At 38.7% G+C, this 23,921-nt stretch carries 15 protein-coding genes; 1 reads left to right on the forward strand and 14 read right to left on the reverse strand.

What is annotated here, in order from left to right; genetic code table 11:
* Positions 1 to 12: 12 nt before the first annotated feature.
* The 7 genes from ABR854_RS13055 to ABR854_RS13085 form a co-directional block, all read right to left on the reverse strand.
* Complete coding sequence (locus ABR854_RS13055; RefSeq protein ID WP_350265844.1) at positions 13 to 1,968, reverse strand: glycoside hydrolase family 97 protein; 1,956 nt, start codon at positions 1,966 to 1,968, stop codon at positions 13 to 15.
* Between the two features lie 10 nt (positions 1,969 to 1,978).
* Entirely contained in the window at positions 1,979 to 3,532 is a 1,554-nt protein-coding gene (locus tag ABR854_RS13060) for a glycoside hydrolase family 43 protein (protein ID WP_350265845.1), read from the reverse strand.
* A 26-nt stretch (positions 3,533 to 3,558) separates the two neighbouring features.
* Positions 3,559 to 4,179 carry a pyridoxamine 5'-phosphate oxidase family protein gene (locus tag ABR854_RS13065; RefSeq protein WP_350265846.1) on the reverse strand — a complete coding sequence of 207 codons (621 nt, stop codon included), beginning with the start codon at positions 4,177 to 4,179 and terminating at the stop codon, positions 3,559 to 3,561.
* 21 nt (positions 4,180 to 4,200) lie between these two features.
* The gene (locus ABR854_RS13070; protein WP_350265847.1) at positions 4,201 to 5,871 is read right to left on the reverse strand and encodes a glycoside hydrolase family 43 protein; all 1,671 of its coding nucleotides are present in this window, start codon (positions 5,869 to 5,871) and stop codon (positions 4,201 to 4,203) included.
* A gap of 26 nt (positions 5,872 to 5,897) precedes the next feature.
* The gene (locus ABR854_RS13075; protein WP_350265848.1) at positions 5,898 to 8,354 is read right to left on the reverse strand and encodes a glycoside hydrolase family 95 protein; all 2,457 of its coding nucleotides are present in this window, start codon (positions 8,352 to 8,354) and stop codon (positions 5,898 to 5,900) included.
* A gap of 295 nt (positions 8,355 to 8,649) precedes the next feature.
* Positions 8,650 to 10,194 (reverse strand): RagB/SusD family nutrient uptake outer membrane protein, encoded by a 1,545-nt coding sequence (locus ABR854_RS13080; RefSeq protein WP_350265849.1) that lies wholly within the window; start codon positions 10,192 to 10,194, stop codon positions 8,650 to 8,652.
* A gap of 22 nt (positions 10,195 to 10,216) precedes the next feature.
* Positions 10,217 to 13,327, reverse strand: coding sequence for a SusC/RagA family TonB-linked outer membrane protein (locus ABR854_RS13085; RefSeq protein WP_350265850.1), 3,111 nt, complete (start codon positions 13,325 to 13,327; stop codon positions 10,217 to 10,219).
* 220 nt (positions 13,328 to 13,547) lie between these two features.
* Between ABR854_RS13085 and ABR854_RS13090 the strand changes: the two genes are divergently transcribed.
* Entirely contained in the window at positions 13,548 to 16,892 is a 3,345-nt protein-coding gene (locus ABR854_RS13090) for a VCBS repeat-containing protein (RefSeq protein ID WP_350265851.1), read from the forward strand.
* A gap of 57 nt (positions 16,893 to 16,949) precedes the next feature.
* On the opposite strand, the gene ABR854_RS13095 is transcribed toward ABR854_RS13090, so the two are convergent.
* The 7 genes from ABR854_RS13095 to ABR854_RS13125 form a co-directional block, all read right to left on the reverse strand.
* Positions 16,950 to 20,165, reverse strand: coding sequence for a S41 family peptidase (locus ABR854_RS13095; RefSeq protein WP_350265852.1), 3,216 nt, complete (start codon positions 20,163 to 20,165; stop codon positions 16,950 to 16,952).
* 62 nt (positions 20,166 to 20,227) lie between these two features.
* On the reverse strand, positions 20,228 to 20,911 hold the full coding sequence (locus ABR854_RS13100) for an SCO family protein (protein WP_350265853.1): 684 nt from the start codon (positions 20,909 to 20,911) through the stop codon (positions 20,228 to 20,230).
* Positions 20,908 to 21,492 (reverse strand): toxin-antitoxin system YwqK family antitoxin, encoded by a 585-nt coding sequence (locus ABR854_RS13105; protein ID WP_350265854.1) that lies wholly within the window; start codon positions 21,490 to 21,492, stop codon positions 20,908 to 20,910. Before ABR854_RS13105 ends, ABR854_RS13100 begins: the two co-directional genes overlap by 4 nt.
* Positions 21,464 to 22,237 (reverse strand): YHYH protein, encoded by a 774-nt coding sequence (locus ABR854_RS13110; protein WP_350265855.1) that lies wholly within the window; start codon positions 22,235 to 22,237, stop codon positions 21,464 to 21,466. Before ABR854_RS13110 ends, ABR854_RS13105 begins: the two co-directional genes overlap by 29 nt.
* A 235-nt stretch (positions 22,238 to 22,472) precedes the next feature.
* Positions 22,473 to 23,000 carry a Spy/CpxP family protein refolding chaperone gene (locus ABR854_RS13115; protein ID WP_350265856.1) on the reverse strand — a complete coding sequence of 176 codons (528 nt, stop codon included), beginning with the start codon at positions 22,998 to 23,000 and terminating at the stop codon, positions 22,473 to 22,475.
* Between the two features lie 4 nt (positions 23,001 to 23,004).
* Positions 23,005 to 23,307 carry a hypothetical protein gene (locus ABR854_RS13120; protein ID WP_350265857.1) on the reverse strand — a complete coding sequence of 101 codons (303 nt, stop codon included), beginning with the start codon at positions 23,305 to 23,307 and terminating at the stop codon, positions 23,005 to 23,007.
* A 4-nt stretch (positions 23,308 to 23,311) separates the two neighbouring features.
* On the reverse strand, positions 23,312 to 23,887 hold the full coding sequence (locus ABR854_RS13125) for an RNA polymerase sigma factor (protein ID WP_350265858.1): 576 nt from the start codon (positions 23,885 to 23,887) through the stop codon (positions 23,312 to 23,314).
* Positions 23,888 to 23,921 lie beyond the last annotated feature (34 nt).

The raw sequence follows: 23,921 nt of genomic DNA on the forward strand, positions 1-23,921 counted from the left end.
TCTTTAAAGAGTTTATTTAACAATTAAAACCGCACCATTGAACGGCACTGTTAGTTCAATTTCTTGTGTTGCTGGTACTTTAATTTTGCTCAATTTTCCATTTAATTGCTCATCATCAGCATACAATCTGTATTCTGTATTGGCATTCAACATCGGAAGTTTTACTGTCTTTTTTAAGGTTTCCTTTTCAGCATTAATGGCCACGATATACCAATTTGCACCCTGACGACGAGCTAAAATCACATATTTCCCAGGGTAACCATCAATAAATTTTACTTCGTCCCAAGTGGTTGGTACTTCTTTCATAAAACTGATTGCCCAAGCAGGTGCATCAGTCAAATTGTTGGGAGCTAATGCAAAATGCTGTACAGGACTTTGAAACAAAACCGCAGTTGCCAAGGCATACACATCGGAAGTCATTCGTTTTGACCCACGATTTGGCGTATTATTGCCATTATAAAATTTATTTAAAGCACTACCGCCATAGTCCATACTTCCAACAGCGTTTCTGATAAACGGATGAAGTGTAGCATTAAACGATTCCTTATTGCAGAATTGTTGTGAAAATGCTAAATTTTCGCTCGCCAAAACGGCTTCACTCGCAGCAAAATTTGGGTACATTCGTTCCCAACCACGAGGTAAAGTTGCTCCGTGAAAAATACAGAGAATGCCATAGTCGTTGGCATCGTAGAGAATATCTTCGTAAAGTTTGAGCGTTACTTGTTTATCACCGCCAAAGAAATCGACTTTGATTCCCTTCACCCCTATAGATTTCAACCAAGCCATTTCTTTACGTCTGGCAATTGTATTGTCCATAATACCTCTTGGGCCTTGCGGAGCATCGTTCCAGTATCCATTTGAGTTATACCATAAATACAAACTCACGCCTTTTTTCTTGGCATATTTGCTTAACTCTACAATTTTTTCACGCCCGATTTGTTTGTCCCAAAGGGCATCAACCAAAACGGTTTTATAGCCCATAGCCGCACTGAAATTGATGTAATTGATTTGTTCTTCAAAAATGGTTCGACTATCCATTTTTATAATCCAACTCCAGCTACCTTTAGTGTATTCGTATTTTTGACTGGCTTCATACAAGGGTTTTACGACATCAAAAGCTACGGTAGTTTCCACAATTGGCGAAAGGGTCTCGCCAACCGTGATGGTTCGCCACGGCGTTTCTCCTGGGAGCATGATACCTGGTGAAGTTGTTCCGTTGCCATTGTTTTCGCCCATCATTGGGTAGCCAATGGTGTAAAGTCCATCTTTTTGCCCCATAAGTCGGCTGCCGCAATAGTTGCTTCCTACACCAGTTTCAGAAATCAATACCCAACCGCTATCATTTACCTTAAACAAACATGGGAATGTGTAGCCGTTGTTATCACGGCCATTTTGACCCATTGCGTCATCCACCGTGTAAGGGATTTCATAGCTGGGCATGGTGCGGGCAAAACCTACCATTGGCTTACTTTGTGACGACAAAAAGGTGGTGCTTCCAGTCGGAAAGCTAAAGCCTGTGGTTTCTTCGTTTACTACACACGAAAGTGCTTTTTTGTAAGGATACAATTTGTATTTGAACGCCAAATCGTTATTACTTACTCTAAAAACTACGTCGAAAACTGTGTTGGTGTCTTTCTTGAAAGTAAAAATAGCCTCATTGGCGACATAATGAACTTTTGATTTTTTGATGGTTGGCAGGCTATAATTTTCGTCGATTTTCGACTCCTTTACGCTCGCATTCATGCTTAATCCTTCACTGAGGTCGGCCACGTTGGTTTTTAGTCCGAGTGGAGACTTCGTTAGAAATTGCTTTCCATTCAAACTTACTTCATAGCTTGGTTTGCCGTTTTCGGTCGTTATCAAAACCACTAATTTTCCATCAGGGCTACTTACTTTAGCACTATTCTGGGCGTTTGCACCCATGTTTAATACAAAAATTAAGCAAGTAAGTATTTTTATAATTTTCATCGGGTCTATTTTATTTTTCTGAAATTTTATCTTCGATTCTGAAATAATCAAAATCGGCAAAACCGCCTATTTCTTTGGTGGCAAAATTGAATAAACTGAATCGATAACCCATAAAATGCGGTAGAGTATAAGGCATTTTTTGCGGTTCGCCTATTTTCGTCCATGATTTTCCATCGAGACTGTAAAAGAAATGAGCTATATCGGCTCGGTCTTTGAAATTACATTCGGCTTTGAAGAATACGGTGTTTTGTGAAACTGGAACTTTCTCTAATTCAGTGGCTTTACCACCCTTGGTACTCACCATGACAATAGACTTTGTGCCGTTTTCAACTTTTACTCCTACAAAACCATAGTTTTTTTGCAATAAACCCAAACCTGCCATATCGCCCTCTTTCATTTTTGAGGCATCAAGAGCAATCGAACCCGTGCTTTCGGGTCCGATAGTACGTTGCGTAAGTGTATTTTTTGCAGAAACGAAAGACGTGTCAATTCTTCCAGTTTTTAGGCGAAGAAAACCTTTTCGCTCAGTAAGCGACCAAAGCGAATTATCAGGGTTATGATTCCATTGCCAAACTAATGGCAATGCTGGCTCACCTTTTTTTCGAGAGAATTCATCGGAATTTACCAAATTTGGAATTAGACTTTTGTTAGCTGGCAAGTTTAGGCTCATCGGTACTTTTCCATTTTCTCCCAAAATTGGCCAGCCATCTTTCCATTCGACAGGCACTAAGTAGGGTATACGTCCCACACCTCCATTATCACGAAAAAGGTATGAAAACCAGCGTCCATCGGGCGTATCAATCAAACCACCTTGAGCTACGCCCAAATCTTGCAAAGCAATTTTTCCTTCCCACGGCCCAGTAATTTTATCGGCACGGTGAATAAGCACCGTTCGCATTCCGCCTCGTGGCCAAACGATATTGAAAAGGTAATATTTGTCCTTATGTTTGAAAAGCTGCGAGCCTTCGGCATTTAGCATAATTGGAGCATTGGCAGCCGCAGAAGCGTTTTCTATCAAGGTTTTTTCTTCTGTGCCTTCCATTTTACCACTCAAATCTGGCTTTAATTCTAAGATTTTGAGTTTTCCTGCTCCATAAATGAGATACGTTTTCCCATCATCATCAAAAAAAATGCTATGGTCGTGATAAGCAGGGGCAAAAGATTTTTCTTTCCAAGGCCCTTTGATGCTTTTTGAGGTATAAATATGCGTTTTGCCCGATGTAGCGGCAAAGGTGCTGACCATAAATTCGCCCTTATGGTAGCGAATGCAACTTGCCCAAGAGCCTCGACCGTAGGTGTTCTGACCATTTGTGAGGTTCATGGCATCATTTTCCACCAATCTATCATAGCAATAGCTTTCGAGTTTCCAGTTTACTAAGTCTTTTGAACTCATAATGGGCAAACCTGGACTCATGTGCATCGTGGTGCTACTCATGTAATACGTATCACCCACACGAATCATCGAAAGGTCAGGAACATCGGCATGGACAATTGGGTTATGAGCTTGCCCAAACCCAATCTGACCTGCCAATAGCAATAAACAAATATTTAAGAATTTTCTCATTTTTAAAGCGTAATGCTAACCACAAATCAATAGAGATTTGTTTGTTCATCATTTTTTATCATACCATCCAGTTCATCTACCGAAATTTCGAGTTTTCCATGCTCCACCAAAACTTTGGCCAAAGAGGGTATGCTGGCTTGTTTGGCACTATCCACCTGCCACAATTTCGACCTGATTATACATTTGGCACAGTGCATAAATGCTTCTTTTACAGTTACAATTATGGCGAAGGATGGCGTTTTACCATCGACCGTTAGTTGCTCCAACACCCATTTATCTTGTACAATTTTAGCTTCTCCGTTTATCCGCAAAGTTTCTCTCACGCCCGGAATCAAAAATATCAGTCCGATATTAGGGTTTTTGATGATATTACTGAGCGTATCCGCTTTGGCGTTGCCAGGTCTGTCGGGAATCACCAATGTTTTTTCATCCAGTATTTTCACAAAACCGGCTGGGTCTCCTTTGGGCGATACGTCCATGTTTCCCTCCGAGTCTGAAGTGGCAATTGTAATAAATGGCGATTTTTCGATGAAACTACGGCAATGCTCATCAATATAACTGATGGTTTTTCGGGTAACTATTTCTGATGGATAGCCCAAAGTTTCACGCAATTGCTCTTCTGATGTTATGATACTCTCGAAATTCATTTTTATAAATAGAATGAAATGTTATCTCAAAACGGCATCATCACCGCTGTATTTCAAGTACTTAAATGTGGCGTTATTGTCTGACTTTTCACCGTTTGAGGTAGCATACATGGCAAAAACATTACCAATAAAACCACCTGAAACTCGGGTAGAAAGGTGCTTACCATCTTGGTTTTCGGCCAAAATCTTAAAGTCTTTGCCGTTTTCTGAAATAGCAAAATGGCATTTATCTTCGTTATTGGTGATGCGTAGCACTAATTTCCCATTGCCAACTGGTAACGTATTTATCAACTCTACATCTTTTTTGCGGTGAACGCTTTTGTATAATTCTACCTGAGTTTTACCCTCTTTGATTGATTTTGCCAAGAAATAATAATGGCTTTCGTCTTGATAAATCACCAAACCAGCTTTTTCTTTTTCAGATTTTGGTGTGAAAACAAGCTCTGTTTCGGCTGTGCTATTCATGTGTTGCTGACGTTTGGCTACAAATGACGGATTTCCCAACTCTGAAATAGTTTCAGGTTTGAGGTTGAGCGTAAGTCCTTTTTTAGAAGTTTTAAACGAACTGCTATCTACCTTGCGTAAGTGCATCATCGAAAGGTCAAGACCTTTATCGAACTTCAAAGTATAAGCAAAATTGCCGTTTTGCGGCAAAGCACCTTTTTGTTTTACTTCTTTGATGTTAGTTTGGTATTTATATTCCAAGGCTTTTTCGCCGTGTTCAATCATTGGCCAATCATTTACCCACTTAAGCGGAGCAATAAACATTTCACGACCTGTATTGTAAAAATCACCTTCGTAAGGGCGAACGGCCAAGAAAATAGAATACCAATTACCGTCTGGACCTTCGATAAACTGGGCGTGTCCAGCCGAAGTAATTGGATTTGGTCGGTCGGCTGGTAAACCTCTTTGAGTCAAAACAGGATTTCCTTCATAAGGCACATATGGCCCCCAAATGTCTTTGCTACGCAAGGCCACTTGTGAGTGATTCACCGATGTTCCGCCTTCGGCACAGTACAAAATATACCAATCGTTGCGTTTCATGATGTGGGGACCTTCAATCCAAACTGGTTTTTTGGTGATGTCCACACCGCCGTTTATCAATTGCTTTTTCTCACCAATGGTTTTCAAGTTTTTGTAATCAAACTCATACATTTGCACGGTGCGGTGGCCAGAGTAAAGTGGCTTATTATCAGGAGCATCGCTGTTGTAAGTAATGTAGGCTTTATCGGTGGCTTCATCGAAATAAATAGATGGGTCGATGCCTCTTACTTGTGGTAGTTTTACAGGATTACTGTAAGGTCCAGCAGGATTTGTGGCTGTAACTACAAAGTTTCCGTCATGGTCAATATCGGTACAAGTAACGTAATAAATACCTTTGTAATAGGCAATGGCAGGTGCAAAAAGTCCACGGCTCATACGCTCACCCATGAAATCCATTTGCGAAGGACGGCTGATTACATTACCAATTTGTTTCCAGTTTTTTAAATCACGGCTGTGCATGATGGGCAAACCAGGGAAATAAGAGAAAGTAGAGTGAACGGAATAATAATCTGCACCTACTTTTACGATGCTTGGGTCGGGATAAAAGCCTGTTAATATCGGATTTGTAAGGGTTACTTGTGCTGATGTGATTTTTACACAACAAACCAATACGATGATGCTACAAATTTTTGCTACTTTTTTTAACATTGTAATCTTTGTTTAATTCGTAAATTTTAAAGTGATAAAGTGATGATTTGACCTTTTTGAGTGGCAATATCATACAATTTTGTTGCTGCCAAAGTTGGGTTTTTTATGCTTGCTTTTTCTGAAATGATGGGTTTAGCGGTTTCATCTAAACTATAAAATGGGTTGGTATTTTTACCGTTGGCTTCTTTAAGTTTTGTACCATTGTTTTGTTTCAATTCATTTGGCGAACGCAATCTCAGATTCCCTCCGAGATTAGATTTTACGACCAGTTTCACCAATTTGGTAGCTGCCCATTGCATTTCTACGATTTCAAAACCTCCGATTGCTTTCAAGCCCGAAATTTTACCCGAAGGCCAAACATCTGGCAAAGCAGGAAGTAAATGCACCGCACCATCACTGCTTTGCAGCAACATTTCGGTAATCCCCGACGTACAACCGAAATTTCCATCAATCTGGAAAGGTGGGTGAGCATCGAAAAGGTTATTGTAAGTACCACCCGCTCCACGCTCGTTGCCGATAGGTGTCAGTTGATTTTGAATCAATTTATAGGCGTGATTACCATCTTGGAGTTTTGCCCACCAGTTTACTTTCCAGCCCATGCTCCAACCTGTCGAGACATCGCCACGGTAAATCAGAGAATTTTTTGAAGCCTCGAAAAGTTCGGGTGTGCGATAAGCCGAAATCTGATTCGACGGATAAAGTCCATAAAGGTGCGAAATATGGCGGTGTTGGTCTTTGGGGTCGTCGATGTCATCGAGCCATTCTTGTAGTTGATTATGCTGCCCGATGTGCATTGGCGGCAATTTATCTCTTAATTTTTTGAGAGAATCAACGAAAGAAGCATCTTTTTTGAGAATTTGAGCAGCATTAATGGCTTTACTGAACACATCGAAAACTATCTGATTATCCATCGTAACACCCGCATCAAGCGAAGAACCATCGTGAGCCGCAGGAGCGTTTTCGGGAGAATTTCCTGGGTTTACGACCAACCAATTATTCTTATTTGGGTGCGGAATCAAGAAATCGGCATAAAATTGTGCCGCTCCTTTGAGTGCAGGATAAGCCGAAGCCAAAAATGCTTTATCGCCAGTGTAAAGATAATGCTCCCATAAATGTTGGCTCACCCAGCCACCGCCAGCCGTCCACATTCCCCAAAAAGCACCATCAATCGCACCCGTTGCTCGCCAAATGTCTGTATTGTGGTGAGCCATCCAGCCCCTTGCCCCGTACATATCTTTGGCGGTTTTCTTACCAGTTACCGAAAGTTCTTGCACCATTTTCAAGAAAGGTTCGTGCAATTCTGAAAGATTAGTTTTCTCGGCAGGCCAATAATTCATTTCGGCGTTGATGTTGATGGTATATTTACTGTCCCAAGGTGGATTGATGCGATGATTCCAAATTCCTTGCAGATTGGCAGGTTGCCCACCTGGTTGTGAGGAAGAAATAAGTAAATATCGCCCAAATTGGTAGTACAGAGCCACCATTTGTGGGTCGTTGGTATTTCTGAAATTTCTTAGGCGTTCATCGGTAGGGAGTTTTACCGCATCGGTTTCACCTAAATCAATTTTTACTCGATTAAATAACCTTTGATAAGCTAAAGTGTGCGAATTCAGTAGTGTAGTGTATGTTTTAGGGTAGGCTTTGTTTAAATAATCGGCGGCACGTTTGTTTTCGTCACCACTTAAATCTTGATAATTGTTAAAATTAGTAGCTATTGAAATGAAAATTGTAGCAGAATTTGCTCCTTTCACTATCAAAGAAGTATCGGTTGATTGAAGGCTGCCACCCTCTAATTTTATTCGAGTAATTCCTTTATACTCGACCATACCTTTTACGGTTTCGTGGTCGCTGGTTGTACCAGAAATCGTTAAGTCTTTTGTAGAAGTCGTAGCAATCGTTTTTCTTTTTTGTGGAGAAGAAATATTGGCATTGAATGAAAGATTTCCTGCTTTGCTGGCAGAAATTTTCATCACAATAACTCTATCGGCCAATGAAGCAAAGGCTTCACGGGTATAAACCACATCGCCTACTTGATAGGTGGTTTTTGAAATGGCTTTATCAATATCTAATTCTCGGTAATAGTTCGTAAAGTTTTCATGGCCATCGAAGACTAAGTTGAGATTCCCGACAGGTTCAAATTTTTGTCCGTGTGAAGTTTTGGTGATAATGGCTTGATTCGCCAATTTTTCGGCCTCTTTGTGGTTTCCTTCAAAAATCAGCTTTCTAATTTCAGCCAATTTTTCTAAAGACTGTGGATTATCATTCCGGTTGGGGCTGCCACTCCAAACTGTGTGTTCGTTGAGTTGAATTATTTCTTTTGTTACATTTCCATAAATCATCGCACCCAATCGGCCATTGCCTATTGGTAAAGCATTTTCCCACGTATTGCCTGCTGGTTGTTTATACCAAAGTTTGAGGGGTGTTTGGGCTTGGGCAAACTCTATTAGAATTACAAAAAATACGAGGAGAAACTTTCTTTTCATTGATTTCTGGTTAGGATAAAAAGTTTGAAAACAGTTATATCTGACTATAAATAGAATATAATGTGTCAAATTAACACAAATATAATTTAATTATAAATTAAGCCAAATTAATTGTAAGAAAAAAAGATTTTATTTTGTATTTCTAACCTGAGAGTTTTGATTAATAAGTTTCAAGGTTTTGGGTAATAATAATAGTTATTTCCAGAAACAAATTATTGAAAAAGACTGAATTAAATGGTGCTTTTGAAAATAATAGAACAGACAGCAAAATGCTGTCTGTTCTAAAGTCAACTCATTAATAACCAGGGTTTTGGTCCTTATTATCAATACTTGGATTATTGTCAATTTCAGACTGAGGTAGAGGTAAAAGCTCAAACTTGTTAGCCGTAAAATAAGATATAGGCTCACTGGTTTGTTTTTTATTTTTTCTCCATCTCAAAATATCAAAATTACGCACCTGCTCAGCGGCTAATTCGACCATACGCTCATGTTGCACAGCTGCAAAAACTTCAGCTTTATTGCTACAAGGGTAGTTTTTAGTTGGGTACGGAGGCATATCAACCGATTTTCTTGCTCTTACTTGGTTCATTAATGTGATGGCTCTGGCTGAGTTTCCGAGTTCGTTTTCACATTCAGCAAGCATTAAAAGCACATCAGCATAACGCATCACACGCATATTGATACCGCTGGTGGCAAAACCAGAGTTTGATTTATAAAGTAAAGAATATTTTCTCCAAGCTAATTTAGTGTCTGCTCCATCTACTTTTACTGGGCTACCAGGTCCTATTTCACCCATTACATCTTTACCGCTATTAAAGCTATCACCTTTCTTCCAGAATGACATATCAAAGCGTGGGTCGTTTTTAGCATCTCCTTTAGAAACACGCTCGTAGGCAGCTGCCATTTTAGCTGAAGGCACTAAGTTTCCCCAACCAATAGGAGAATACTCTTGAGAGCGAATTGACTCTTCTTGCAAGCTATTACCGTCACCATCCGGTCCACTCCAATTGAAGGCTCCGTTTGAATTAGAGAATACTATTTCAAATATTGACTCAGCATTAAACTCTCCTTCTTCGTTGGTAAGGTCAAGATAATTATCTATTATTCTATATTTTCCAGAATTTACCACTTTTTCTAACTCAGTTTTTGCACTTGCATAGTCGCCTTGCTGTAAATAAGTACGAGCTAACAATGTCTGAGCTGCAGCTTTGGTAGCTCTACCAGCCTCGCTGGCTGGGTAGCTATCTGGCAAAGCGGCCTCTGCTGCCTTAAGATCATCCACCACTAATTTATATACTTCTTGTATAGTAGCTCTTCCTTTTGAACCTTCAACAGATTTTACATATTCGTTATTTATAGGTACGCCACCCCAAAGTGTTCCTAACTCAAAGTAAGCCAGAGCACGCAAAAATTTAGCCTCACCAGCTACTCGTGTTTTTATAGCACTGGAAAAAGTAGCATTTGTTTTGGCCGAACTTTCTAAAACCACATTAGCTCTATGTATAACTCTAAACCAACCTGTGTACACATCCGATGCAACAGAATTGTTAGGAGCATTTGAACCTATAAGCAATTGACTGCGAGGTGCTTCGAGTTGTGCTCCACCTGTTGCCATTTCATCGCCACGGAGGTCATGGACAAAAAACCACTCTCTCGCACCAAGACCAAAGCCTTGTAATAAGGCATACGCTGAATTAACTCCTGCTACAAGTTCAGCATCATTAGTGAAATATGTTTCAAACGTAACCCCGTTTGGATTTACTTTTTCCAAATCTTTTTCGTTACAGCTTAATATAGTAGAGAGTCCAATCACTCCCGTTAACATTAATATTTTTTTCATTGTCTTCATTTTAAAATTTTTATTAATTCAAACCAAGATTTATACCTACAGTCAAAGTACGAGCCTGAGGAAAATTACCAGTATCAATACCATTATTGATTTCAGGATCATAACCAGTGTACTTAGTAATTGTAAGTAAATTTTGACTGGTAACGTATATACGAGCTTTAGTTAGTATATTGTTTGTTATTTTTGACAATTTATTAGATGGCAAAGTATAGCCTATAGAAAGGTTTTTAAGTCTTAAATAAGAACCATCTACTATAAATCTGTCAGAAATTCTGGCATTTTGGTTAGGGTCACCAGTAGCAATACGTGGTACATCAGTATCTGTATTAGTAGGAGTCCATGCATCGAGTACATCAGTGGTCGCATTAAAGAATCTCAACATACCTTGACCTAAATATTTAGTTCCGTTAAATATTTTGTTACCATATACACCTTGGAAGAACACTTGGAAATCAAAGTTTTTGTATGTACCACCATAATTTAAACCATAGTTGAATTTAGGTAAATAACTTCCTAAATAGGTTCTATCATTCGCATCAATTTTACCATCACCATTTAGATCCTTAAATTTGATATCGCCAGGTTTTGTAAATTCAAATTGATAAGGTGTTTTTGTATCACCATCTGAACCATTGGCTGCAGCAATTTCGTCTGCACTTTGGAATATACCAGCAACTTGCCAGCCATAGAATGAACGGAATGCCTGACCAGCCTCTGTACGCCAAGAATCACCACCAAAATCTTGTCCGCCACCACCATTAATAGTAGCATTTGGTGTTGCCAAACTTAGTACTTTGTTTCTGATTAAATCGAATGAACCTGAGATAGTTGATTTCAAATCACCTGCGTCAAGGCGGTAGCCAAGTGATATTTCGATACCTCGGTTTTGTAAACTACCTACGTTGGCCAATGGACTATTTGAGTAACCCAATGATTGAGGAAGTGGAACAGACAACAATAGACCATCAGTTTTACGTTCAAATAACTCTGTTGTGAAGGTAACTTTATTGTTAAACAATGAAAGGTCAACACCTATATTCTTAGTGATAGTTTCTTCCCATCTCAAACCTGTGTTACCTAAACCATTAAAGTATGAACCTAATTGAGTACCATTACCAAATGAATAATTGGTATTGTTGGCTTGAATCAATGGCTGCCATGCATAATCACCCAATGAGTTATTACCTGTTACACCATAGCTTGCTCTAAGTTTTAACTCAGATATTGCTTTCAAGTCCTTCATGAAAGACTCTTCGCTGATTCTCCAACCAGCAGATACCGATGGGAAAGTACCCCATTTATTACCTGGTGCAAATTTTGATGAACCATCACGACGTACAGAGCCACTCAATAAATATTTACCACCAAACTCATAGTTCAAACGACCAATATATGATATCAAGCTGTTGGCAGTAGTGTTGGTTGTGCCTGCAAGATTGGCAGCACCCTGTATTTCTTGAATATTATTGTCGGGGCGTTGGCCAGAAAGATTAATACCACTAAACTCAGCGTCTTGCTTTTCAGCAACTGCTGTAGCATTTATATAGTGCTTATCAAATGTTTTGTCAAAAGTCAACTGATTAGTAATAACTGATGAAAAATATTTTCCTCTTTGTTGAGCTATTGTAGCAGTATTTGGATTACCATTATTTCCGTCAAAATAAATTGGGGTGAAAGTTCTGGCTATATTACTGGAGTAATCAACACCTAAGCTAAATCTATACTTCAACCAATTAGTTAATTTAACATCAGTAAATATAGAACCTAACAATTTATAAGTATTGTTATTTGCATTTTTTTGAACTATATTAGTAATACTCAATGGGTTAACAGGGTCAGTACCATCAAATGAATTGGATGGAGAACTATAACCACCTAACTTTGTAGGGTCTTCCGTTGGATGAATAGGAGACATACGTATAATGTTCATTATTAAGCTTCTACCACCTACTTGGCCTTCACCAATACGGCTATCATTTGTAAACATTAAAGTTTGACCAACAGAAATAAATTTATTAAGGGTATGGTCTGTGTTTAAACGAATGCTTTTACGTCTATATTCAGTATAAGGAATTATCCCTTCTTGATTAAAACTACCCAATGATAAATAAAACTTAGATTTATCTGTACCGCCAGAAAGACCTAACTGAGTATTGTTGATAGGAGCATTTTGGAACATAATATCTTGCCAGTCATTATCTGTTTGGGCGAAAGTTTTTGTAGCACCCGCATACACAGGTTGGTCCAAATTAGAAAAACGTGGAATTGAGATAGGAGTGGCAGCTGATGCAGCCATTGCTTTACCATAATTAATAAAATCAGCAGCTTTGAGAAGGTCTAACTTTTTCCAAGCTTGTTGTGTACCTACATACGAATCCAAAGTGATATTCAATTTACCTGATTTACCTTTTTTGGTAGTAATTAAAATTACACCATTTGAGGCTCTTGAACCATAGATAGCAGCAGCACTGGCATCTTTCAATACCTCTATAGACTCTATGTCATTGGGAGCTATAGTATTAAGTGCACCACCAGGTATACCATCAATTACATATAATGGATCAGAACTAATACTAATCGAACTAATACCCCTCACACGTACCTGAGGCTCGGTTCCTGGGCTACTGCTGTTTACAACTTGAACACCAGCTACTCGACCTTGCATGGCTTGTGTGGCACTGATAACTGGTTGTGTAACTAAATCTTTGTTAGTAATTGAAGATACTGCACCTGTCAATGAGGTTTTCTTTTGTGTACCGTATCCAACCACTACAACTTCTTCCATTAGACTTTCGTCAACTTCTAAAGAAACATTAATTTCTCTTTGATTACCAACTTTTCTTTCAGTAGGCTTATAACCTAAAAAGCTAAATACTAACGTATTTTCTTGCGTTGCCGCCAGTTCGAATCGACCAGATGCATCAGTGATTGTACCTTTGTTTGCACCTTTGATGGTTACGTTTACGCCTTGAAATGCTTCACCGTTTTCATTCTTGACCACACCTCTGACCTGAGCCATCAATGTTCCGAATGAAAACAGAGACAATGCTAAAACCAGTAATAGATTTCTCGACCATTGAGAATTCTCTTGATAATGGATGGGATTGTAATTGTTTTTTTTCATTTTGAGAAAGTTGATTTTATAATGTTAGAATTTGTAATATTGTGCCGAAATGATTTATGTGTCATTTGTACACATATAAATACGTGTCAAAAGTACACATAATATAATTCAAAAAAAGGAAATGTTACTTTTTTTTTACTAATTGGTACTATTTTGACATAAATTGTTTTATATCTCGAAATAATTAATTAAAATCACCGTTGATTACAATTTAAAAATCATGAAATTAATTCTATCTATCTCAATTTTCTTATTGGTATTAGCGGGATGCAAGCAAAATTCAGCTAAACTGTTTGAGAGAACTTCAAGCTCAACTACAAACATTGACTTTGTAAACTCACTCAAAGCCAGTGATGAACTAAATGCGTTTACATTTACAAACTTCTACAACGGAGGCGGGGTCGGAATCGGTGATTTTAATAATGATGGGCTCGAAGATATATTTTTTACGGGTAATCAGATAAGCTGTGAGCTTTATCTAAATAGAAGCGATACGAAATCGGGTGAATTAAAATTTGAGAAAGTTACGAAGTCGGCAGGACTAACGACTAACCGTTGGTGCAATGGTGTTTCGGTGGTAGATATCAACAACGATGGTTGGGATGATATTTATGTTTCGGTGGCGTTTCATCCAACTATGAAGGTAACTCGCAATCTATTATTTATTAATCAAAAAACTAAAATCCCTACTTTTAAAGAAGAAGCCGCTGCTTATGGACTTGACTATGATGGATATACAACGCAATCAGTCTTTTTTGATTATGATACCGATGGCGACCTTGATGTTTTTCTGCTGAATACTTCGCCCGATACACAAAATCCGAGTTATCTACGTCCAACTCAAGACGACGGCACACACCCTTCAACAAGTAAACTTTTCCAAAATTATAGCATCGCCGATGGGCATCCTGTTTATAAAGATGTATCAAAAGAAGCAGGTATTTTTTACGAAGGTTTGGGGCTTGGCGTAGTGGTTTCCGACTACAATAATGATCATCTGCCCGATATTTATTGCTCAAACGATTTTTTAAGTTCGGATGTCCTCTATCTAAACAATGGCAATGGCACTTTCAGAAACATTACAAAAAATGCAATGCCACATACTGCTATGTCGGGTATGGGAGTTGATGCAGCTGATATAAACCAAGATGGAAAAGTTGATATTTTTCAGCTTGATATGTTGCCCGAAGATAATGCTCGACAAAAACAGATGCTCGGTAAACATGATTATGACAAAAAGGAAATGAGTATCAAGCTCCCTTACAACTATCAACTTCAATATATGCGAAATATGCTGCAAGTTAATTTAGGAAATAGTGATGGAGTTCCGCAATTTAGTGAAAATGGACTATTGGCAGGCGTAGCTCGAACTGATTGGAGTTGGAGTACACTCCTTTGCGACCTTGATAATGATCAATTAAAAGACATTTTTATTTCAAATGGTTATAGAAAAAATGTAACAGACCTTGACTTTATAAGCTATTATCAAAACCAAAATATGTTTGGCTCTGACAAAGCGAGAGCTGAAAACCGATTAAAACTACTTGAAAAAGTACCCGAAATTCAACTAAAAAATTATGCTTATCGTAATAAAAATAACCTTGATTTTGAAAATGTTTCTGAAATCTGGGGATTAGATGAACTTTCATACGCAAATGGTTCGGCCTTTGCCGACCTTGATAATGATGGAGACCTTGATTTAATTGTGAATAATATTGATAGTGAAGCATCTATTTTTAAAAATAATGCTGAAAAACAAACACAAAATAAAAGTTTAAAGGTACAATTTGAAGGTGATAAGAATAATATTTCAGGAATTGGTGCAAAAATTTCAGCTTGGATTGGTGGCGAACAATTATTTTTTGAAAACTTCCCCGTTAGAGGATACCTTTCTTCGATGCCAAAAAGTATTTTAATAGGAGTAGGAAAAACTCAGAAAATTGATTCATTGGTTGTTATTTGGCCTGATGGTAAGAGTCAGAAGAAATATAATATTAATAGTTCGACCAAAAATCTCACTTTAAAATACTCAGAAGCCCAACAGAGTCCGAAGCAAAAACTTACAACAAAACCACTTTTTCAGCTTGTAAATGACTCATTTGAATACGAACATCAAGAGTCAAGTTTTAATGATTTCAACGAATCAGCAACATTACACAAAATGCTTTCGAGGTTTGGGCCAGTTGTAGCAAAAGCCGATATAAATGGAGATGGTTTAGAAGACATGGCCGTAGGCGGAGCGTATATGGGCAATGAAACGCAGATTTTTATCCAAACAAAACAAGGTGGATTTCAGAAAATCATGGAAATTCCAACCAGTAAAAGTATGGAAGTAGGAGCTATCCAGTTTTTTGATGCCGATAAAGACGGCGATCAAGACTTGATTTTGTCAGGAGGCGGATGCGAAAGACCGCTTGATATTTCTGAAGCATTTCAGCCACAACTCTGGAAAAATGATGGGAAAGGCAAATTTTCGTTTACTGATGATTTACCCAAGCTCAATGTTAGTAGTCAAGTTATTGAAACTTTTGATTTTGATAATGACAATGACCTCGATATTTTTATTGGTGGACGAATGATACCTAACCAATACCCGACAAGCCCCAAGAGCCATATACTTAGAAATGATAATGGGAAATTTGTTGATGTTACAGCTCAAACTGCACCATTTTTATCGAATCTCGGCATGGTTTGCGGTGCGGTAGCGATTGATATAGATAAAGATAATTTTAAAGAATTAGTGCTTGTTGGTGAATGGATGCCACTGACGATTCTTAAAAATAATCATGGAAAGCTGACCCTTCAACAAAAACAACACACCGAAGGCTGGTGGAATACAGTTGAAGCTGCTGACCTAAATAATGATGGATTGCCTGATTTAGTGCTTGGTAATGAAGGGAAAAACTCTTTTTACAAAGCAAATACAGAAAAACCAGTAGTGCTTCTGGCAAAAGATTTCGATGGAAATGGCCGAATTGACCCAATATTGGGGCAGTACATCAATAATGAATTAGTTCCGGTGCATCCGAGAGAAAATTTGAATTTGCAAATCAATGCTTTCCGTAAAAAATACACAACTTACAAAGATTTTTCTACGGTACTTTTAGAAGATTTATTTTCAGAAAATGATAAAAATGGAGCAATCAGAAAGGAAGCTTATGAATTGTCGTCTTGTGTGGCAATTAATGATGGGAAAGACAGTTTTCAACTAATAAAGCTTCCGTGGCAAGCCCAACAGTCACCTATTTTTTCGATAATTATTGAAGATTTTAATGCTGATGGCAAAGTAGATTTGCTTTTAGCTGGCAATTTTTTTCCAAATGAAGCTCATCAAGGCCGACAAGATGCGTCGAGAGGTGTGACATTATTGGGTGATGGAAAAGGGAATTTCAAGGCTCTGGCTTTTGAAATAAGTGGTTTAAATCTAACAAATGATACTCGTAAATGTCTATTCTTTAAAAATCAAAATTTTTTACTCGCATTTGCAAATTCAGGGAAATGCCTTAGGTATAGCGTGCTGCCAAAAACAGAACAACTTTCTACCTCTTTTTCGCAAGTGAGATAACAAAAAAACGTCGGTAAGGCTTAGGCCTTGCCGACGTTAAAATACTATTTTCAGTCTTTACTTCTTAGCATCAATTTCTTTCAAAAGTACTTCAACTGCTGTTTTGAGTTGGTCGTCAGTGCCTTTTGAAATCCAATCTGGTTGGTTTTCTACGATAATATCAGGTACGGCTGGCCCGAGTTCTTGATTTTTATCAGTAGCTTTTGTGAACCATCCACGGAAAGGTAAACGTACAAACGAACCATCCATTAAGGCTTTTCCACCTGTCGAAATTACCGAACCATTGGTTGGAACGCCCACCAATTTACCAATTCCGAGTGTTTTGTACGCGTGCGAGAAGATTTCTGCATTTGAGTAACTTCCTTCATTACATAGTGCAATCGAAGGTTTTGTCCAAGCGGCATAAACCAAGCGTTCGCCAGTTGGATAATAATCTTTAAACTTCAATTTATCTTTTTCCAAATCATTGCTCGCCCCTCTCGGAATCGTATAGGCGTGTTGTTTATAATTGAGCATCGTCATCAAATAATCGGTTGTTGAGCCTCCACCATTATAACGCACATCAATCAATAATCCTTCTTTTCCGTAGCCTGCTGCTGTAAATTCACGCTCAACTACTTCAAAACTCGGAAAATCCATACCTTTGATATGAATATAGCCCAAACGTCCGTTTGAATATTTTTCTACTAATTTCTTGCGATTTTCTACCCATTCTTCATACAAATTATTTGAAATGCTGGCAGTCAATCTGATAGCAACTTCACGAGTTTTTCCATCAGCAGCTTTTACAGTCAATAATACTTTTTCATTGACTAAACCATTCAATAAACCATGAAAGTTGGCAGTTTCACTTACATTTTCACCATTTACTGCCACAATTACATCACCCTCGTTGAGTTTGCTTTTTTCTTTATCGGCTGGAGTTTCTGGTACAATATGATTGATTTTCACACCACCATTCACAGGCATAATTTCTGCACCCAGCAATCCAGTTGCTTCACGTTGAGTTTCGGCACGGTCAGTTACAGTAAGCCCCATGTGGCTTGAGTTGAGTTCGCCCAAAAGCAGGTTAAACATATCTCTAAAATCATTTCCAGTGCTGGCATTTACGCAACGCTCTTTGTATTTGTCATGGAGTTTTACCCAGTCGTTTCCGTGAAATTTAGGGTCGTAGAAACCATCACGGATGGTACGCCATGCTTCTTCAAAAACCTGTGTACGCTCGGCGGTATAATCAACTTTCATTTTTGAAACAAAAGGTAGGTTTTCCGATGCACTTGTTTTTGTATCAATTCTGCCCAAAGCCCCTTGTTTGGTAAAATACAAGTATTTTCCATCTTTGTCCATAGAAACGCCATTCGGATTTGCTCCGCCCTTCGTGATTTCCTTCAAATCTTTTCCGTCCCATTTGATGCTGAACAAATCTCTGCCTTTGGCATTACTACTGGTGGTGGTATAATAAAAAGTATCACCATCTTTCGATATTACAAGGTCACTTTCATCGCCTGGGAAGTTGGTTACTTGCACCACACGCTCATAGATTTTATCGAAATCAATTTTGATTGACTTTGGAGTTTTATCTTTTTTATCGCTTGGTTTTGCGGGAGCGGCTTCAGCTGGCGTTTCACGCTCTTGCCAATCTTGGGTTTCTTTTTCCCCATCTTCTTTTTTAAGCCATACAAACCAAACATCACCACTACGACCCACACTTCGCTCAGAAATAAAACCTAATTTCGAGCCATCGGCACTCCAAAACGGACGACCATCACCTCTTGGGTGCATCGAAACATTAACAGGTTTTGACGAATTATCGGCCGCATGAATGAAAACTTCTTCGTTGAAATACAAATCTTCGAGTGAGTAAGCCAGCCATTTATTATCAGGACTCCAAACGATACTGCTCGGCGATGCCCAGCTATCATTCAAGATTTTTTCGTTTGATAATTTTCCATCTGCCGAAATATCCGCTACTACAAAAGTGCCTCTTCCACGCACATAAGCAATCTTTTTACCATCAGACGACACACTTAAAGTATTTTCATCGGTGGGAGTTTTGGTTATTTGCGTAAGTTCGTGCTTCAAAGATTTGAAAATATTGCGTTGCGTAGTATCGGCCGAGCGAACCATGTAAATATCGAAATTTCCATTGGCACGGTCGCTTGTAAAAAGTAGCGTTGAATCATTCAACCAAGTTGGTTCAACATCACGAAAACCATGTTCCGAAACATTGATACTTCTTGATTTTTCTTTATCGGCTTCTTTCACAAAAACCTCACCACGAATCGAATAAGCCAATAGTTTGCCATTAGGAGAAACAGCGTATTGGCTCGCTCCTGTGGTAAATGTTTTTTGCTCGGTGGCATCCAAACGGTCATCGGCACTTATTTGAACATTTAGTTTTTGAGCCGAACCACCCGAAGTTTTCATGGTATAAAGATTCATGTCTTTCTCGAAAACTATTGAATTACCATCAGCAGAAACGCTAAACGCACGAATTGATTCATCTTTAAAATTGGTCAATTTTTCAGCTTTTTCGGCTGCTTTGCCATTGGCATCCATTTTTAGGCGGTAAATATTGTACGCACCGTCAATACTACTCAAAAAATAAAGTGTATTATTTCCGCCCCATTGTGGCAAAACATCGTTGGTTTCAAAACTTGGGAGTTGTTGATAAGTTTTGTTTTTGGTATCATATAACCAAAGATCACGGTCAGAACTTCCTTTGTAATCTTGACGAGCAACTGGGTTAATATCGCCACGCACAAAAGCCACGAAACGCCCATCTGGCGAAAGAATCGGGTCAAAGCCAACAGCATCTAAAAAACGGGATTCTGTTCCTCCTTTTGGACTGATCGAATAAACCTCACTCGGGCGTTCGATTTGCTTAAATTCTCGGTTAGTAGAAAATAAAATTTTATCGGCGTGAGTCCAGCTTGAAATATTATCAGAGCCAGAATGATAAGTCAAACGCTTGGGCATTCCTCCTTCGGTTGGCATCACAAAAATATCGTTATTGCCAAATCTTGCTCCAGAAAAAGCAATCTGACTGCCATCTGGACTAAAAACAGGATTGCCTTCATAAGCTTCGTGGATGGTCAGGCGAGCAGCCTTTCCACCCGAACTTGGGACAGTCCAAATATCGCCTTGAAACGAAAATGCTACTGTTGAGCCATCTTTATTGATAGCTGGCTGACGGAGTAGTAAATTGTTTTGTGCTTGTAAAAAAAGGCTTGAGCAGCCAAGAAATGCTGCGGTTAGGATAGTTTTTTTCATATAGCGTTAGTTTGTTGAAGGGTCTGAAATTAACCCCATTTCACTAACAAAGTTATGATTTTTTAGAGTTCTGCCTTTAAATTTTGAATATCTTTCACCAAATTTTCGACATCGAGTGCTAATGTAGCGTTATAAACCCCACGAATGTAGCCGTTTTTATCTATTAAAAAAGCATTTTCGGTGTGGAGAAACTCATTTTTGTCTTTCTGCAAGCCAATTTCTTTTTCGGCAAAATACGATTGTCGAGCTAAAGCATATATTTTATCTTTTTCGCCAGTGAGTAAATGCCATCGCTGGGCATCAATTTCCCAGCGATTGGCATATTTTTTTAGTTGGGCTACGGTATCAGTGGCAGGCATAACCGAATGCGAAAGCATCAGTATATCAGCATCGTTTTTGAATATATGATGTACAGTCAGTAAATTTTGGGTCATGTTTGGGCAAATGCTTGGGCAAATCGTAAAGAAAAAATTCGCCACATAGATTTTGCCCTTTACGGTTTCGTTGGATACTTTTTTGCCTTCTTGGTCAATAAAACTAAAATCTGAGATTTTATGCAGTTTCAATGTATCAAGCTGCGTTTCGGTGTACCAATTTGGTGTAAAATTGGCCGTATTGTAGTAGGGTAAGTTTTCTTTTTGAGTCTGTTCTTTGGGTTGGCAAGCACACAAAGCCAATAGTAGAATACACATACTCCCTCCCATCTGCTTCAAAGAGATAATTCTATTTATTTTATCTAAATTCATTTTTTCGCTCGAAAAGTATTGTTTTCTACTACCGAAACACAGTTTTTCACACCTGGTAAGCCAAATCGTCGACCATCTTTTATAACATAGTTGGCTTTGAGCGAGCCATCATCAAACCACATTTGTTGCTGACCTTCTTCGTGACCATTTGCGTAATGAAACACTCCAGCGAGTTTTCCATCGGGAAACCAATCTTTTTGTTCGCCATGATGTTCGTCATTCTTGAAATGATATTCAAAACGGAGTTTTCCATCTGGCCACCATGCTCGGTGCGTACCTTCTTTTTTCCCTTTTCCGTAAAAGCGTTCTTCGGCTAATCGACCATTTTCGTACCAAGTTTTACTCCAACCTTGCTCTTTTCCTGCTATATAAGTTGAAACTTTGGCGGTATCTTGATTTGCAAAAAGTAAGAATTGAGTGCCAAAAAAAGGCTTATTTTCGTACAATAATTCTCCATGATTGTGCGAAAAAGCAGCATTATTCGCTTCGACTTTTATCAGCGGAGGGTTAGTTTTGATTGCCTGCTGACAAGCAACCAAGAATAACCAAACACTACTTAGATACAGTACCTGCCGTGCCATAGAAACCATTGCCATTGAGATAAGGGTCTGCGTCTGTAATATGATAATGATAAATACCGTTCGGGTATTCGGTAGTAGCATGCGAGTGTCCGTGATAGCCATCTAAATCGCTATTGGTTACGGTTTTGCCTTTTTCAAGTGGCCCATAAACAGGAAATCCATCCAGCAAAAAGCCCAAAAGTGCATCTTTACCTTTTTGAGCAGTTAGGTAAGTTGGTTCAACGTGATAGTGATATTGCCCTTGTTGCTGTGGATGTCCGTTATATTGGTCAAAACCATTAATTTCGTTAGTTAATGGGGCATTCATAGCTGCATATTGATTAAAAAACGGCACACCATTGAGCGAAACTCCAATCGGACCGAGTGGTGTGGCACTTGTAGAACTTGCTTTTGTTGGGTTTATCGGAATCTTAAAAACCAAACTTTGTGAAGTAATTCGGTTGGGGTTTAGTGCAAATTTTGTATTTGTCCCGTTATAGGCTTCATACTTTGCGGTTGCCCATTGAGTATCCTTGTAATATGGGCTTTTATGGTCTGGCAAACCATTGGTTTTGATAATGGCGTAATTTCCTTCGATATAAACCTCAGTTGCTCCGTAAATCTTTTTGAAGATTTCGAGCGAAGTGCTTGCATTGGTTGTGCTGGTAGTCGAACCAGTTGTAGTAGTTGGCGATAAGTCAGACTCATTTCCACAAGCCGAAACCAAAAGCATTACTACACAGATTGCTATGATTGATTTTTTCATTGGAGTTGATTTTTAAAGTGAAACTTTGAAAAGGTGAAAGTGTTTTTTCTCGTAAAGTTCAATCCATAGAATACTGTGTTGGTCAATGTTTTTTGTGTTTGAGTTTTAGATGCACTTGCTTTTAAAAACTTGCGGTATTTTTTATTTTTTTCACCGAATAAATTCGGCGGCTAAGGGAACAATTGAATTTCTTTCATTTTATGCCGAATAAATTCGGCAATATTTCAAACCATCTTTATCTCTCAGGTGGCGGTGGTGGCATATCTTCCATCGGCGGACGGTCTGGATCTCCTTGGTGTGGGCCACCCCTTGGAGGGCCTGGGCGGTCGATTGAACGAATAAGGTCGAGAATGACCTCATCAAAATGTTTTTGTTGAGCGGGAGTACACATTTGGCGAACCTGCTGAAAATGACGGAACGTAATTACATCCGCTTCGGCCATTTTACTTTCCATGCGTTCGGCTCTTGCACGCAACGTATCTTCTGATAAGTTTGTTTGAGCTAAATCTTTAAAATACGCTTCTTTCATGGCTTTTACCTCTTCACGCATTCCTCGCATTTGCTGTGCGTGTTCGTGGCGAAGTTTTCGGTAAACCTCTGTTTGTTTCTCGTCAAACTTCAATTCAGTTTCCAAAAACAAACGCTTTGGCTGTGCTAAATTGCCATTTGAAAAGAAGGATATCCAAACAAGCAATCCGACATTGAGCAGCAAAAGCACAACAATAGCGACCCAAAGTATCTTATATTTATTGTTTTCTTTCATGACTCTATAAATTAGTATCAAATGCTCCCAAGCCGTATTCTTTGGCAAAAGTATTGGCATTTTGTGGTTCCGAAACTGTTTTCTGGCTGTATCGAATCAAGACCCCAACATTCAGCAAAACAACCAAAACGAGAAACGACCATACAAAAGCTGGCCGTGCCATAAACTTTGGTAGCGGAGCGTAGCGTTGTTGCATTCGGGCTTCGAGACGTGTTTGAAAAAATGGTCGAGGTTCTGCTCGTCCGATTCCTTCTAATACTCCTAAGGTTTCATTTATTTGGCGTTCGATTTCTTCTTGATTTTTCATTTTCTTATATGATTTGGTTCACATAATACTCTTTTAGTGTTTTTCGGAGATTTGTTTTTGCTCTGAATAATAATGACTCAACCGATGACAATGACAGTTGCATTACCTCCGAAATTTCTTGATAACTCAGCCCTTCAACATTACAGAGTGTAAAAGCAACCTTCTGATTATCAGGCAATTGATTAATATGTTTAAATAATATTTTTGCTCGTTCTTTGTTTTCAAACACAACTCCAGGATGTTCAAAATCGGCGGGGTGATGCACAATTTCATCATTTTCTCCGAAAAGGCTCGTCAGAAATGCAAAGCGTTTGCTGGCTTTCTTTCGGCGATGCTGCTCTAAGGCCTTGGTTGTTGCTATTCGATAAATCCAAGTAGAAAGTTTTGCTTCTCCTTTAAATTTAACAACCGACTCAAAAACTTCAATAAAAACTTCCTGAGATACATCTTCCGCTTCTTCAGCATTCTGCACGATTGACAATACTGTATTAAACACCTTGTTTTGAAATGAATCAACGAGGTGGCGGAAAGCACTTTGCGAGCCTTTCTGTAAATCAGTAATGAGTTGTTTTTCGTCCAAACAGGTGCGTTTTGATTAGGTATTGAGTATTAGA

Origin of the sequence: Emticicia sp. W12TSBA100-4 (assembly GCF_040253585.1) — a bacterium.
Lineage (GTDB): Bacteria > Bacteroidota > Bacteroidia > Cytophagales > Spirosomataceae > Emticicia.

What these genes read in the sequence shown, in the direction of transcription:
- ABR854_RS13055 (WP_350265844.1), bottom strand. Translation starts at nt 1,968, where the DNA reads ATGAAAATTATAAAAATACTTACTTGCTTAATTTTTGTATTAAACATG.
- ABR854_RS13060 (WP_350265845.1), bottom strand. Translation starts at nt 3,532, where the DNA reads ATGAGAAAATTCTTAAATATTTGTTTATTGCTATTGGCAGGTCAGATT.
- ABR854_RS13065 (WP_350265846.1), bottom strand. Translation starts at nt 4,179, where the DNA reads ATGAATTTCGAGAGTATCATAACATCAGAAGAGCAATTGCGTGAAACT.
- ABR854_RS13070 (WP_350265847.1), bottom strand. Translation starts at nt 5,871, where the DNA reads ATGTTAAAAAAAGTAGCAAAAATTTGTAGCATCATCGTATTGGTTTGT.
- ABR854_RS13075 (WP_350265848.1), bottom strand. Translation starts at nt 8,354, where the DNA reads ATGAAAAGAAAGTTTCTCCTCGTATTTTTTGTAATTCTAATAGAGTTT.
- ABR854_RS13080 (WP_350265849.1), bottom strand. Translation starts at nt 10,194, where the DNA reads ATGAAAAAAATATTAATGTTAACGGGAGTGATTGGACTCTCTACTATA.
- ABR854_RS13085 (WP_350265850.1), bottom strand. Translation starts at nt 13,327, where the DNA reads ATGAAAAAAAACAATTACAATCCCATCCATTATCAAGAGAATTCTCAA.
- ABR854_RS13090 (WP_350265851.1), top strand. Translation starts at nt 13,548, where the DNA reads ATGAAATTAATTCTATCTATCTCAATTTTCTTATTGGTATTAGCGGGA.
- ABR854_RS13095 (WP_350265852.1), bottom strand. Translation starts at nt 20,165, where the DNA reads ATGAAAAAAACTATCCTAACCGCAGCATTTCTTGGCTGCTCAAGCCTT.
- ABR854_RS13100 (WP_350265853.1), bottom strand. Translation starts at nt 20,911, where the DNA reads ATGAATTTAGATAAAATAAATAGAATTATCTCTTTGAAGCAGATGGGA.
- ABR854_RS13105 (WP_350265854.1), bottom strand. Translation starts at nt 21,492, where the DNA reads ATGGCACGGCAGGTACTGTATCTAAGTAGTGTTTGGTTATTCTTGGTT.
- ABR854_RS13110 (WP_350265855.1), bottom strand. Translation starts at nt 22,237, where the DNA reads ATGAAAAAATCAATCATAGCAATCTGTGTAGTAATGCTTTTGGTTTCG.
- ABR854_RS13115 (WP_350265856.1), bottom strand. Translation starts at nt 23,000, where the DNA reads ATGAAAGAAAACAATAAATATAAGATACTTTGGGTCGCTATTGTTGTG.
- ABR854_RS13120 (WP_350265857.1), bottom strand. Translation starts at nt 23,307, where the DNA reads ATGAAAAATCAAGAAGAAATCGAACGCCAAATAAATGAAACCTTAGGA.